Here is a 12,951-nt window from a genome sequence, read left to right as displayed (position 1 = left end):
TGCGGTGGAGTTCGTGAAAACCGTTGACGGACAACGGAGGAGTCGGACCGGTCGACGTGCCTCAGATCGGCCGGAAATCGATCATCTTGCGCAACCGCAGCCGGTCGCGCTCCAGCCGCCGCGCTTCGAAGGCGATCGGGAAGTAGCGCACCCGCTCCGGCAGCAGCGGGACCGTGCGCGCGAGCACCCAGCCGAGCGCGCGCAGCTTCCGCTCGTCGGCCGCGGTCCAGGTGAGCCCGAGTTTGTCGCGGGCGACCTCGGGCGTGGTGCCGACCGTCACGAAGTACTGCATCCGCCCGATCGGGGCCGCCGCGCGCCGCCAGACCGGCGCGAGCACCCGCGGCAGCTGCTTCGGCGGCGCGACCGAGCGGATCACCCGCAGGTAGTCGCGGGCGGTGTCGGTGGCCACCAGGTGATCGGCCACCTGGTCGGCGAAGAACTGCTCGAACTCCCGATAGTTCGCCGGAATCTCCTTGGGCGGCACCGAGAAATTGCGCATGAGCTGCACCATCTCCTGGTAGACCGCTTCCTTTTCCGCGTCCGTGAGCGGATTGCGGGCGAAGTACCTGGCGTTCTCGGCGAACGCGAAGGTGCCGGTGTGCAACACCCAGGCCCACGGTCCCGACGACAGCGCCTTGTGCCGGACGCCGTGCGCGTCGGTGGTGTTGAGCGAGGCGTGCATGGTGCGCAGCCGATCGGCCTCGGCGATGGCCTCTTCGCCGCCGTAGATCCACATCATCACCGACGCGATGCTGCGTACCGCGCGGCCCATCGGGTCGGTGCGGAAGGTGGAGTGTTCGTCGACGACGGCCGAGATGCTCGGCTCCATGGTCTGCAGCAGGAACGCCGAGCCCGCGGTCAGCGAGAACGTGATCAGGCCGGTCTCGTCCCACAGTCGGCTGCCCGGTTCGAACGGGCGGCGGGGCGGCAGCGTCGCTGGATGGGTGGCTTCGAGGGCGGCGGTCATCGTGATCTCCCTTGATCAGCAGCATTCAGGCGATGAGATAATCAGAGTAACATTCTCTCATCATCTTCGGGTCGCCTGCGACCTACGCTTGGGTGCTATGACGAGCGAGTGGCGCAGTCGCGACGGCCGGATCGGCGTGCTCACCGGGGCGGGTATCTCGACCGACTCGGGCATTCCCGACTTCCGGGGCCCGCGTGGCGTGTGGACGAAAGATCCGATCGCCGAACTGCTTTCGACGTATGACAGCTACCTGGCCGACCCCGACCTGCGCCGGCGCTCGTGGCTCGCGCGCCGGGACAACCCGGCCTGGCAAGCGCAACCCAACGCCGCCCATCGGGCGCTCGCCGAATTGGCGCGGGCTGGGCGGGCGGTCACCATCATCACCCAGAACATCGACCGGCTGCACCAGCGCGGCGGGTTCCCGCCGGACCGGGTGATCGAGATTCACGGCAACATGTTCGAGGTGGTCTGCGTCGAATGCGATTACCAGGCCACGATGGCCGACGCCCTGGCGCGAGTGGCGGCGGGCGAGGCCGATCCGCCGTGCCCGGACTGCGGCGGCGTGCTGAAAGCGGCCACCATCATGTTCGGCCAGCAGTTGGACCGGCGCGCCGTGACCAAGGCCGCGCTCACCGCGGAAACCAGCGATATCTTCCTGGCGATCGGCAGTTCGTTGCAGGTCGAGCCCGCGGCGTCGATGTGCGCCGTCGCCGTGCAGAACGGGGCCGATCTCGTCATCGTCAATGCCGAGCCGACCCCGTACGACTCGATGGCGACCGAGCTCGTCCGCGAACCCATCGGCACGGCGGTGCCGCGGCTGGTCACCGAAATCCTCTCGGCGGGAACGTGATCGGTCAGAGCGGGCCGAGCACCCGGTCGACGTAGCCGTTGCTGAAACGACCCTTCGGATCCAAGCGGCGGCGTACCTCGGCGAAGCGATCCCAGTCGGGGTAGCGCTCGCGCAACGTATCCGCAGTCTGGAAGTGCCGCTTACCCCAGTGCGGCCGGCCGTGGTACTTGTCGAAAACCGCTTCGCAGGCACGGAAATACGGCTCGTAGGCCATGCCGCGGTACTGATGCACCGCGATGTAGCAGGTCTCGCGGCCGCCCGCGGGGGAGAGGAACGCGTCGTCCGGGGCGACCCAGCGCACCTCGATCGGCATCGGCGTCTCGAAATTCGTGGCCAGCGCTTTGATTTCGCGGATCGCCGCGGCGGAGTGCTCGCGCGGGATCGCGTACTCCATCTCGGTGAATCGGACCAGTCGTGGCGAGGCGAACACCCGGTAGGACCGATCGACCTGACGACGATAGCTGCCCGCGTAGGCGGCGCCCTTGTGGATCCACGGCACCATGCGCGGCTGCCAGCGGCCCAGCTTGCACAGCGCGTCGAAGGTGTAGTTGGACATCAGGATATCGGCGAACCAGTCGACGGTCTTGCCGCGCGGTTGCTCGGCCAGTTCGACCGGGTTGTTGCGCTTGGTCAGCGCCAGCGGGCTGTGCGCGAACATGTAGAACTCGAAATGCTGGTTGCCGTCGACGTGCGTATCCAGTTCTGCGAGTACGTCTTCCAGCGGGATCGGGCGCTCGACGCCCTCGAGTACGAACGACGGCACCATTTGCATCGTCACCGCGGTGACGATGCCGAGCGCGCCGACGCTGACCCTGGCCGCGCGCCAGCCGTCCGGGTCGGTCTCGGCGTTCAGTTCCACCGTGCTGCCGTCGGCGAGCAGTAGTTCGATGGAATGCAGTGCGGCCGAGAGGTTTTGCAGCGTCGCACCGGTGCCGTGGGTGCCGGTCGCGGTAGCGCCCGCGACGGTCTGCACGTCGATATCGCCCAGGTTCGGAAACGCGAGGCCGTGCGCGTGCAGCGCGTTGCTCACCGCCTTCAGGGTGCTGCCCGCCTCGATCCGGACGCGCCCGGTGGCGGTGTCGACGTCGAGGATGCGATCGAGCTTCGACAGGTCGAGCAGGACGCCGTCGGTCAGGACGGCGTCGGTGAACGAATGCCCGGCTCCGGCGACGCGGACGGTCTGTCCGGCATCGGCGGCGCGAGCGAGGATCTCGGCGATGTCGTCAGTGCTGCGCGGCGTCGCCACGATTGCCGGTGCGCACTGCTGATCGCCAGCCCAGTTCACCCACGAGTTGGTCATGTGACCAACTGTAGGGGATGCCCTCCTGATGTGGGCTTTCTATAACGTAGTTGTTACCTTCGGCGGCCCGTGCACGCGCCCTTCGCCTGCTCCACCTCGACGTCGGTGAGCGGGGGGACGAGCAGTTGCTGGCGCGGGGTGCTGTCCGCGCGCACGCCGTTCAGGGCGATCGCCATGTAGCGCTGCCAGACATCGGGATTGACCGACCGGGAGAACTCGGCGATGCCGTCGACCATGTGGATCAGCGCGAAGAAATCGGAGGGCTCGACGCCGGGAGCGAGCACGCCGGCCTCGCGGGCCCGATCCACGATGGCCGTCACGGTCGGCTTGATCCGGTCGCGCACGACCACGAAGCGGTCGATGTTGTCCTCTTCCAGTTCGAGCATGACCGAACTGAAACCGCGGTTCACCGCCATGTGCCGGCACGCGTACTCGAAGAACTCGACCAGGCCGAACCAGGGATCGGCGTGCCGGTAGGCGGCGTCGGCGGCCTCGGCGAACTCCCGCAGGTTCTGCTCGAAGACCTCGGTGATCAGGTCCTTCTTGTTGGCGAACCGGCGGTAGACGGTGCCGACGCCGACACCCGCCCGCTCGGCGACGTCGTCGAGGGTGATCTCGAGTCCGTGGTCGGCGAACAGCTCGCGCGCGGCGGCGATGATCCGCTGCTGATTACGCGCGGCATCGGCACGCAGGCGGCGGGGCGGAGAAAGTGCCGTGGCGTGATTCACACCCACATCCTAACAAGTATCGGGATTAAGCGGAGGCGTTCTCTCCGTTATGGTGGTAGCTTTTCACGGTAACCGGAGACGCCAACTCCGCATCAATACTCGAGACAAAGGGGACACATGACTACCACGTTCGACCGTGGGGCACCCGCCCCCGCGAAAGCAGACCAGGGCCGTCGCGGCTCGCACGCCCTGCGCTGGTGGGTGCTCGCCACTCTCGGCGTGGCACAGCTCATGGTGGTGCTCGACGCCACCGTCGTGAACATCGCACTGCCCGCCGCGCAGCGCGACCTCGGCTTCACCGACGGGGACCGGCAGTGGGTCGTGACCGGTTACGCACTCGCGTTCGGCAGCCTGTTGCTGCTCGGTGGTCGCCTCAGTGACCTGTTCGGCCGCCGCAACACCTTCATCATCGGCCTGATCGGCTTCGCCGGCGCCTCCGCCGTCGGCGGCGCGGCCACCAGCTTCGAGATGCTGGTCGCGGCCCGCGTCGGGCAGGGCGTCTTCGGCGCGCTGCTGGCGCCCGCGGCGCTCTCGCTGCTCACCGTGACCTTCACCGAACCGTCCGAGCGTGCCAAGGCCTTCGGCATCTTCGGTGCGGTCGCCGGCGCCGGTGGCGCGATCGGCCTGCTGCTCGGCGGCATGCTCACCGAATGGGCCAACTGGCGCTGGGTGATGTTCGTCAACCTCGCGTTCGCGGCCGTGGCCCTGGTCGGCGCGGTGCTGCTGCTGGCCAAGCACGTCACCAACGAGCGGCCCAAGCTCGACATCCCCGGCACCGTCGTGGTGACCGCGGCGCTGTTCGGCATCGTGTACGGCTTCTCCCACGCCGAGTCGACCAGCTGGACGAACCCGGTCACGCTGACCTTCCTCATCGGTGGTGCGGTGCTGCTCGCGGCGTTCGTGGTGATCGAGAGCCGGGTCGCGCATCCGCTGCTGCCGCTGCGGATCGTGCTCGACCGCACCCGCGGTGGATCGTTCCTGACCGTGTTCGTCATGGGCATCGGCATGTTCGCGATCTTCCTGTTCCTCACCTACTACATGCAGCTGAGCATGGGCTACTCGCCGATCAAGACCGGCCTGGCGTTCCTGCCGATGGTCGCGGCGATGGTCGTCTCGTCCACCACCGTGCCCTCGCTGGTGCTGCCCAAGCTCGGCCCGAAGATCGTGATGGCGGGCGGCTTCCTGATCGCGGCAGGCGGCATGGCCTGGCTGACCCAGATCGGCCTGGACACCGGCTACTCCTCGCACATCCTGCCCGCGCTGATCCTGCTCGGTCTCGGCCTCGGTGGCGCGATGTCGACCGCGTTCCAGGGCGCGACCGCCGGTGTGCACCACGAGGACGCCGGCGTGGCCTCGGCCATGATCAACACCAGCCAGCAGGTCGGTGGCTCGATCGGCACCGCGCTGCTGAGCACGATCGCCGCCTCGGCCGCCACGGACTACCTGTCCTCGCGCACGCCCGACCCGCTGACCGTCGCGCAGTCCGCGATCGAGAGCTACACCACCAGCTTCTGGTGGGCGACCGCGATCTTCGTGGCGGGTGCGGTGATCACCGCCGTGCTGATGCCGAACACGGTGCCCGCGCCGTCGGAAGGCGAGCCGGTCATCGCGCATTGAGCGTTCCGCTCGAACGACACAGCGCCCGCGTTCTCCATGAACGCGGGCGCTGTGCTGTGTGCGGTGGTTCAGCAGTTACTGGGGGCCGGCAGTCCGGCGAAGCGGTCGCCGAGGTAGGTGAACGCCTGGGGGGCGCCCGCGGCGATCGCGGTGCCGTGATCGGCGCCCGGCACCATGTTGAGCAGCACGGGAACGCCTGCGGCGCAATAGCGCCCGAGCACGTCGCGTACGAGCTGTGGGGAGACCTGGTCGTTCGCGCCGTGCCACTCGTAGATCGGCGTGCGCGGGACGCCCGGGTAGATCTCGATGCTGTTCTCGTGCAGGATGCGCGCCACCGTCGGATCGGCGTACATATCGCCGAAGAAGACGTCGCCGAAGCTCTTGTTGGCGCCCGCGTTGATGATCTCCTGGGTGCACGCGTTGGCGAGCTGGCTGCGCAACGCCAGGCCGGCCGGGTTCAGCACCTCGTCCATCGGCAGTTCACCCGGGTATTCGCGCTCGAGGCCGATGGCGGCCGCGAACCCGAGGCCGAACAGCGGGCTCGGCTGCATGCCGACGTCGAGCGCGAGCTTGCCGATGTTCATCGGGACACCACCCTGCGCGGCGCCGACGATGTTCAGCTCCGGCGCGTACTCGGGGGCCAGTGCCGCAGCGAAACCGGTCGCCATGCCGCCGCCCGAGTAACCGGCCATGCCCACCGGGCTGAGTCGCAGATCCGCTGGGCCGAAACGCTGTACGGCGCGGATGCCGTCGAGGGTCAGCCTGCCGCCGAGCTTCGCGGCCCCGTAGGAACTCATCGGTCCGAGATGATCCGGCACGGCCACCGCCCAGCCCCGGGCGAGCAGCAGGTTCAGCGCGGGCGCCTCCTGCATGGTGCCGTTGAAGATGCTGTGTGAGGGCGCGCATTGCAGGCCCAGCGAGTTGACGAACGGCTGGTAGGACACCAGCGGCCGGTTCATGCCGCCACCCGGGGGCAGCAGCAGGGTGGTCATCGCGGCGATCGGATCGCCCGCCGAATTGCTCGACCGGTACAGCAGCTGCCACGCGGACGCGCCGGGGAACCCGTTGGCGGCCACCGGCCTGCTGCGGATCACGTCACCGGGCTGGAAGTTTCCGACATCCGGTGGTGCCCAATAGAACCCGTCGCCATCGGCGACCGGGTAGATCGGCGCGGCCACCGCGGGTGCCGCGTGACCGAGTCCGGCCGCCGCGACCGCGAGTGCCGCGATGGAGAGTCGCCGCAGTGTCCGGCGGACGCCTAGCCGTCTGCCGGATATTTGCTGATGACCCGCTCGGCGTGCTGCCTTCGCCGTCGGGTGCGCATTCGGTTGTGCCCGCTGTGCCGCCATCGTTGCTCCGACCTGAGAGGTGAAGTGGGGGGAGACAACTTCGGCCAAACCTTCAGGCCATTCGTACGCGGAACTGGCCGGGATGTCAATGAACAACGCTGTTCGCAGTCTTCGCGCGGGTGGGGTGCGGCTGAACGGACCGTCCGGTCCAACCGATAACATTGCCTGGATACGGTAAATGTCATGGGATGCATTGCCATCGGGATTCTGATGGTTCCGCACCCCGAGGGATGGGTAGCCCACAGACTGCTGCGTCCCGTTCTCCGGATCGGAGTGCTCGGCGGCTGCACTACTTCACCTACTGCCTCGCGGTTCGTAGACTGCTCGGGTCGGTGGCTCGGGGGGATCGGTAGTGGCGGCGCCGGGGGACAACTGGCACGACTCGGCGGTCGACGGCGCGACGAAAGGGGGCCTGGGCATGAACGAAGCGGGACAGTGGCAGCCGGCGGCGCGGTTGACGGTGTTACTGGACGAAGACGACAAATGGCGACACACGCCCCTGTACGCGGAGATAGTCAGCCGGGCACGGGACACCGGTCTCGCCGGAGCGAGTGTCTGGCGCGGCATCGAAGGCTACGGCGCGTCCTCGCGCATCCACACCACGCGCATTCTGGACATGGCCGATCACTTGCCGCTGGTGCTGATGCTCGTCGACGAACCGGAGCGGTTGCGCGCGTTCGTCGAGCAGAACGCGGAACTGTTCACCACCATCAACGTCGCGCTCTCGCCACTGGAGCTGTGGCACGGAGCCGCCCGATGACGCTGCCGTACTACCCGCTGCACCGTGCCGTAGCAGCACGTTTCGAGTCTCTGCTGCCACTTGGGGCACCGACCGTTAACATTGTCGGTTCGGCGCTGCTCGGTGGACTGGTCGGCGCGGGTGCGGGCAACAGGCTGCCGGCCGCCGCCGGTCTGCGCGGCGCGCTGATCACGTTCAGCACAAGCCTCGTCGCGGTATTCGCCGCGGCGTCGACGACACAGTGGTTGTGGACATGATCCTGATGACGAGCAGGGCGCAGCCGACGAGGAAGGGAGACCCGAGCATGGCCCATGATCGAGCAGGGCGACTCGCGCGTCCCACCGACCTGGAGGACATCGCCCACCTGGTCACGGCCTATTACAGTCGCATCCCGGATCCGTCCGATCCGGCGCAGCAGGTGGTGTTCGGCACCTCCGGCCATCGTGGCTCGAGCCTGGACACCGCCTTCAACGAGGCGCATATCCTGGCCATCACCCAGTCGATCGTGGAATACCGTGCGACGCGCGGGATCACCGGTCCGGTGTATCTGGCCAGGGACACGCACGCGCTGTCGGAGCCCGCGCTGGTCACGGCGCTCGAGGTGCTCGCCGCCAACGACGTGGTGGCGATGATCGACGCCAGGGATCGGTACACGCCGACGCCCGCGCTGAGTCATGCTGTGCTGCGCCACAATCGGGGCGGCACCAAACATCAGGCCGACGGCATCGTGATCACGCCGTCGCACAACCCGCCGCGCGACGGCGGCTTCAAATACAACCCGCCGCACGGCGGCCCGGCCGACAACACCGCCACCGACGCCATCGCCGCGCGGGCCAACGAACTGCTGCGCAGCGGCCTGTCCGGGATCAAGCGGACCACCCTGCAGCACGCGCTGGAGACCAACGTCCATCGCTACGACTACCTCGACCACTACATCGCCGATCTGCCGAACGTGTTGAACCTGGACGCGATTCGCGGCGCGGGCATCCGGCTCGGCGCCGACCCGATGGGCGGGGCGAGCGTCGACTACTGGGAGGAAATCGGGCAGCGCTACGACCTCGAGCTCGAGGTTGTCAACCCGTTCGTCGACCCCACTTGGCGTTTCATGACGCTGGACAGCGACGGCAAGATCCGGATGGATCCGTCCTCGCGGTACGCGATGGCCTCGCTCATCGCGATCAAGGACGACTACGACCTGTCCACCGGCAACGACGCCGACGCCGACCGGCACGGCATCGTCACCCCCGACGGCGGTCTGATGAACCCGAATCACTTCCTCGCGGTCGCCATCGAATACCTGGTCGCGAACCGGATGGGCTGGGACGCGCTCACCAAGATCGGCAAGACGGTGGTCACCTCGTCGATGATCGACCGGGTGGTCGGCGTGCTCGGCCGCGACGTGCACGAGGTGCCCGTCGGGTTCAAGTTCTTCGTGCCCGGATTGTTCAGCGGCAGCCTCGCTTTCGGCGGTGAGGAGAGCGCGGGCGCCTCGTTCCTGCGGATGGACGGCACCGTCTGGACCACCGACAAGGACGGCATCCTGCTCGCGCTGCTCGCCGCCGAGATCGCCGCGGTCACCGGGCAGAGCCCGTCGGCGCGCTACGTCGAACTCGAAAAGCGGTACGGCACTCCGGCCTACGCGCGGATCGACGCCGCCGCGACCCCGGAACAGAAAGCACTGCTGGCGAAGTTGACTCCGGACATGATCACCACCAAGGAGATCGCCGGTGAGCCCATCACGTCCGTGCTCACCAGGGCGAAAGGAAACGGCGCGCCGCTGGGCGGCCTCAAGGTGACCACCGAGAACGCCTGGTTCGCCGCCCGCCCGTCGGGTACCGAGGACAAATACAAGATCTACGCGGAGTCGTTCCACGGCCCCGAGCATCTGGCGCAGGTGCAGGCGGCCGCGGAGGAAGTGGTGGGACAGGCGCTATCCGGTGAGTGACGGATCGGCGAGCGGTAGATCGAGCGTCCGGAGCAACCGCCCCGAAGCCCTTCCCATCGAGATCTGGGTGCTCGTCGGCGGTGCGTTCGTCATCGCCATCGGGTTCGGCCTGGTCGCGCCGGTGCTGCCGCAGTTCGCGCGCAGCTTCGGGGTCGGGGTGGCGGCGGCCTCGGCGATCGTCAGCGCGTTCGCGCTCATGCGGTTGCTCTTCGCGCCGGTGAGCGGACGACTGGTGCAGCGGCTGGGCGAGCGGTCGGTGTACCTCGGCGGCCTGCTGATCGTCGCGGTCTCCACCGGTGCCAGCGCGCTGGCCCAAAGTTACTGGCAGCTGATGGTTTTGCGGTCGCTCGGCGGCATCGGGTCGACCATGTTCACGGTGTCCTCGCTGGCGCTGGTGATCCGGATGTCGCCGCCCGCCGCGCGCGGACGGGTGTCCGGACTGTGGTCGACCAGTTTTCTGATCGGGTCGGTGAGCGGGCCGCTGGTCGGTGGTGCACTGTCCGGGCTCGGGCTGCGGATGCCGTTCGTGATCTACGCGGTCGCGCTGCTGGCGGTGACTGTCGCGGTGTATCTGGCGCTGCGCGATTCGCAGCTCGCCGCCCCCGAACCCGTCGGCGGCGTGCGGATGATGTCGTTCCGGGAGGCGTGGGCGCGGTCGGAGTACCGCGCGGTGCTGTGGTCCAACTTCGCCAACGGCGCGGCGATCTTCGGCGTGCGGATGGCGCTGGTGCCGTTGCTCGTGGTGGAGGTGCTGCACCAGACGCCGGGCATGGCCGGGGTGGCGTTGACCGTGTTCGCCGCGGGCAATGTCGCGGTGCTCTTCCTCGCCGGACGGTACTCGGATCGTCTGGGGCGCAAGCCTTTCCTGATCGCGGGATCGCTGGTGTGCGCGGTGGGCACGGCCGGACTCGGTGTCGCCGACACCTTGCCGTGGCTGCTGATCACGTCGTTCGTGGCCGGGCTCGGCGCGGGCATGTTCACCCCGACGCAGCAGGCCGCGGTCGCCGACATCATCGGGCCGAACGCGCGGGGCGGCCCGGTGCTGGCCGGTTTCCAGATGGCGGCAGACTTCGGCACCGTGCTCGGTCCCGTCGCGGTCGGTGCCCTGGCGCAGCAGGCGTCCTACGGACTGGCGCTGGCGGTGACCGGTGCGCTGCTCGCCGTCGCGGCCGTCGGGTGGGCGATCGTGCCGGAGCCACTGCGCAAGCGATCCGCCGAGGACACGGTCGACTGTGATCACCTCTGCGGTGCGGATGGCGCCGATCACCAGTTGACGGCGCGCGCGGACAAGGTGGATCAGGCGGTGAGCGAGGTCGCGGGTGCGCCCGTCGCGGACAGTGCGGTGCCGCCGGTAGCCGAACCCGCTGTCACCGAACGAGACCGGGTGCAGCAGCCGGACGTGGACAGATCGCACGGGGCGACTACGGCTCGTTGAGGAGGGGCGGTGTGTGACTTCCGGTCGGTCTGGGCGCGTAGCGCGCTGACGGGCGATGGGTGGTTGCCGCGTGCAGGGGTCACGTGTCTGTTGTGTAGCGCGTTGAGGGGCGATCGGTGGGTCGCCGCGTGCGGGGGTCACCTTTCTGTTCGCGTAGCGCGTTGGCGGGCGATCGGTGGGTCGCCGCGTGCGGAGGTCACCTTTCTGTTCGCGCAGCGGGCTGCCGGGCGATCGGTGGTCGCCGCGTGTACGGGTCGTCGCAGCGTGTGGGGGTGGCGCGCCGGTGCCGTGGGCGTTGCGGCAGAGTGTGGGGGTGAGCGAATCGCGTTCGAACTACACCCCGCGGCCCATGTCCAGCAAGACCACGTACGCGCTGGGGGCGGTGGCCCTCGCGTTGATCGCGGTGATCGTCGTCGCGGCGATCAACTGGGGGCACGACGAGGCGAGCGTGCGCAACGACGGGTACGGACCGGTGCGGGACGCCTCGGTCCGGGCGCAGTTGGAACCGGACGGTTCGATTCTGCTCGGGCGCGTCGACGCCAAAAAGACGATCGATATCTTCGAAGATCCGCTGTGCCCTGGCTGCGGAAATCTGGAACGCATCTACGGCCAGGAGATTGCGCAGAAAATCGACGAGGGCACACTGGCGGTGCGCTACCGGCTGGTGAACTTCCTGGATGCCCGTTCGCGGAGCAAGGACTATTCCAGCCGGGCGGTGGCCGCGAATCAGTGTGTCGCTGAGGGCGGTTCGGGGCCGGTGTACTCTAAGTTCCATATGGAACTGTTCACCACCAAGCGACCGAGCGAGGGCGGTGCGGATCTGAGCAACGACGAACTCGCTGCGCTCGCCCGGGTCTCGGGCGCGCCGGAGTCGCAGTTGCAGTGCATAGCCACCGGTGCCCGGGTCGACGAGGCCAAGGTCACCGCCACCGCCGCGACCGCGGCGCTCGGCGAGGCGCTCGACGGCACAGCGGCAACTCCCGCTGTGTTCGACGGGAAGACGAAGATCGATGTGAGCAACGAAGACTGGGTGGATGTGCTGACCCGGTAGTAGTGAGTGCCCGATTGTGTCATTGGGCCGCGCCGCATGTGGCTGTGTAGCTAGGCTTTTCGAATACGGTCAATTGTCCGAGTCCGCCCGAAGGATGAACGATGACGAGTTCCGAGTCGGCGCCTGTTGATTTCGACGTGAGCAAGCCGAGCATCTCGAGGGTCTACGACGCGCTACTCGGTGGTAAGGACTTTTACCCGTCCGACGAGCGAGTCATCGAACATCTTCGGCAAACGATGCCCGAAGTCGACGAACTGGCCAGGCTGAATCGCGCCGTACTCGGTCGTGGCGTCAAATACCTGGCCGGAAAAGCGGGCCTGAAGCAGTATCTCGACCTCGGCGCCGGGCTGCCCACCATGGAGAACACCCACCAGGTGGCGCAGGCGTTCCAGCCGGACGCGAAGGTCGTCTATGTCGACAAGGATCCGATCGTGTTGGCGCACGGGCGCGCATTACTCGGTGACAACGATCAAATTCGAGTCATCACCGCCGATTTGCGCGATCCTGCGGCCGTGCTGGCGCATCCCGATGTGCAGAAGATGATCGATTTCTCCGAGCCGGTGGCGGTCATGTTCGTCGGCATGCTGCACCACCTACACGATGACGAAGATCCGGAAGGCGTTGTCGCGGGATACATGGACGCGGTGCCCGCCGGCAGCCATTTGTTCGTCACACACTTCCTCGACAACGGCCCGGAATCGCAGGCGCTGGAGAAGTCGTTCCTCGATTTCCTCGGCACCGGGCGATTCCGGACCGAGGCGGAGATCCTCCGGTTGTTCCGTGGTTTCGACCTCGTCGAGCCCGGCCTGGTGCCGCTGAGCAATTGGCAGCCGGACACTATCGTGCGCGACCCCCTCCCGTTGGTCGAGCAGATCATCGTCGGCGGGATAGCCGTCAAGTCCTGAGTCCGAGGGCCGAGCCGGACGCACCACCCGCCACGGCCCGGCCCGCCCGGCACGCGATCCGACTC

At 67.8% G+C, this 12,951-nt stretch carries 12 protein-coding genes; 8 read left to right on the top strand and 4 right to left on the bottom strand.

The window, feature by feature from the left end; translation table 11 throughout:
• Positions 1-61: 61 nt before the first annotated feature.
• The gene (locus tag O3I_RS34020) at positions 62-967 is read right to left on the bottom strand and encodes an oxygenase MpaB family protein (protein ID WP_014987573.1); all 906 of its coding nucleotides are present in this window, start codon (positions 965-967) and stop codon (positions 62-64) included.
• 97 nt (positions 968-1,064) lie between these two features.
• On the opposite strand from O3I_RS34020, the gene O3I_RS34015 reads away from it, so the two are divergent.
• The gene (locus O3I_RS34015) at positions 1,065-1,817 is read left to right on the top strand and encodes an SIR2 family NAD-dependent protein deacylase (RefSeq protein WP_014987572.1); all 753 of its coding nucleotides are present in this window, start codon (positions 1,065-1,067) and stop codon (positions 1,815-1,817) included.
• Between the two features lie 4 nt (positions 1,818-1,821).
• Here O3I_RS34015 and O3I_RS34010 read toward each other — a convergent pair whose 3' ends face one another.
• The gene (locus O3I_RS34010) at positions 1,822-3,117 is read right to left on the bottom strand and encodes a D-arabinono-1,4-lactone oxidase (RefSeq protein ID WP_014987571.1); all 1,296 of its coding nucleotides are present in this window, start codon (positions 3,115-3,117) and stop codon (positions 1,822-1,824) included.
• Positions 3,118-3,170: 53 nt separating this feature from the next.
• The gene (locus O3I_RS34005) at positions 3,171-3,845 is read right to left on the bottom strand and encodes a TetR/AcrR family transcriptional regulator (RefSeq protein ID WP_014987570.1); all 675 of its coding nucleotides are present in this window, start codon (positions 3,843-3,845) and stop codon (positions 3,171-3,173) included.
• A 117-nt stretch (positions 3,846-3,962) separates the two neighbouring features.
• On the opposite strand from O3I_RS34005, the gene O3I_RS34000 reads away from it, so the two are divergent.
• Complete coding sequence (locus tag O3I_RS34000) at positions 3,963-5,462, top strand: MFS transporter (RefSeq protein WP_014987569.1); 1,500 nt, start codon at positions 3,963-3,965, stop codon at positions 5,460-5,462.
• A 68-nt stretch (positions 5,463-5,530) separates the two neighbouring features.
• On the opposite strand, the gene O3I_RS33995 is transcribed toward O3I_RS34000, so the two are convergent.
• On the bottom strand, positions 5,531-6,811 hold the full coding sequence (locus O3I_RS33995) for a lipase family protein (RefSeq protein WP_081594207.1): 1,281 nt from the start codon (positions 6,809-6,811) through the stop codon (positions 5,531-5,533).
• A 352-nt stretch (positions 6,812-7,163) separates the two neighbouring features.
• Between O3I_RS33995 and O3I_RS33990 the strand changes: the two genes are divergently transcribed.
• From O3I_RS33990 to O3I_RS33965, 6 genes are all read left to right on the top strand, one after another.
• A complete protein-coding gene (locus O3I_RS33990; RefSeq protein ID WP_014987567.1) occupies positions 7,164-7,571 on the top strand; it encodes a DUF190 domain-containing protein in 408 nt (135 codons plus the stop codon).
• The gene (locus tag O3I_RS33985) at positions 7,568-7,807 is read left to right on the top strand and encodes a camphor resistance protein CrcB (RefSeq protein ID WP_014987566.1); all 240 of its coding nucleotides are present in this window, start codon (positions 7,568-7,570) and stop codon (positions 7,805-7,807) included. The genes O3I_RS33990 and O3I_RS33985 overlap by 4 nt, the downstream gene beginning before the upstream one ends.
• A 47-nt stretch (positions 7,808-7,854) precedes the next feature.
• Positions 7,855-9,495 carry a phosphoglucomutase (alpha-D-glucose-1,6-bisphosphate-dependent) gene (pgm, locus tag O3I_RS33980; RefSeq protein ID WP_014987565.1) on the top strand — a complete coding sequence of 547 codons (1,641 nt, stop codon included), beginning with the start codon at positions 7,855-7,857 and terminating at the stop codon, positions 9,493-9,495.
• On the top strand, positions 9,488-10,930 hold the full coding sequence (locus tag O3I_RS33975; protein WP_014987564.1) for an MFS transporter: 1,443 nt from the start codon (positions 9,488-9,490) through the stop codon (positions 10,928-10,930). The genes pgm and O3I_RS33975 overlap by 8 nt, the downstream gene beginning before the upstream one ends.
• Positions 10,931-11,243: 313 nt before the next feature.
• Positions 11,244-11,981: a DsbA family protein gene (locus O3I_RS33970; protein ID WP_014987563.1), complete on the top strand. Its 738-nt coding sequence runs from the start codon at positions 11,244-11,246 to the stop codon at positions 11,979-11,981.
• Between the two features lie 101 nt (positions 11,982-12,082).
• Positions 12,083-12,886 carry an SAM-dependent methyltransferase gene (locus tag O3I_RS33965; RefSeq protein ID WP_014987562.1) on the top strand — a complete coding sequence of 268 codons (804 nt, stop codon included), beginning with the start codon at positions 12,083-12,085 and terminating at the stop codon, positions 12,884-12,886.
• Positions 12,887-12,951: the final 65 nt, after the last annotated feature.

The sequence above is a fragment of the Nocardia brasiliensis ATCC 700358 genome (genome assembly GCF_000250675.2).
Classification (GTDB): Bacteria; Actinomycetota; Actinomycetes; order Mycobacteriales; family Mycobacteriaceae; genus Nocardia; species Nocardia brasiliensis_B.
This window is presented reverse-complemented; position numbering and strand designations above follow the sequence as displayed.

Bases quoted from the DNA above. Each gene is read 5' to 3' on its own strand.
- O3I_RS33965 (WP_014987562.1), top strand. From the start codon at position 12,083: ATGACGAGTTCCGAGTCGGCGCCTGTTGATTTCGACGTGAGCAAGCCG.
- O3I_RS34000 (WP_014987569.1), top strand. From the start codon at position 3,963: ATGACTACCACGTTCGACCGTGGGGCACCCGCCCCCGCGAAAGCAGAC.
- O3I_RS33995 (WP_081594207.1), bottom strand. From the start codon at position 6,811: ATGGCGGCACAGCGGGCACAACCGAATGCGCACCCGACGGCGAAGGCA.
- pgm (WP_014987565.1), top strand. From the start codon at position 7,855: ATGGCCCATGATCGAGCAGGGCGACTCGCGCGTCCCACCGACCTGGAG.
- O3I_RS34020 (WP_014987573.1), bottom strand. From the start codon at position 967: ATGACCGCCGCCCTCGAAGCCACCCATCCAGCGACGCTGCCGCCCCGC.
- O3I_RS33985 (WP_014987566.1), top strand. From the start codon at position 7,568: ATGACGCTGCCGTACTACCCGCTGCACCGTGCCGTAGCAGCACGTTTC.
- O3I_RS34010 (WP_014987571.1), bottom strand. From the start codon at position 3,117: ATGACCAACTCGTGGGTGAACTGGGCTGGCGATCAGCAGTGCGCACCG.
- O3I_RS34015 (WP_014987572.1), top strand. From the start codon at position 1,065: ATGACGAGCGAGTGGCGCAGTCGCGACGGCCGGATCGGCGTGCTCACC.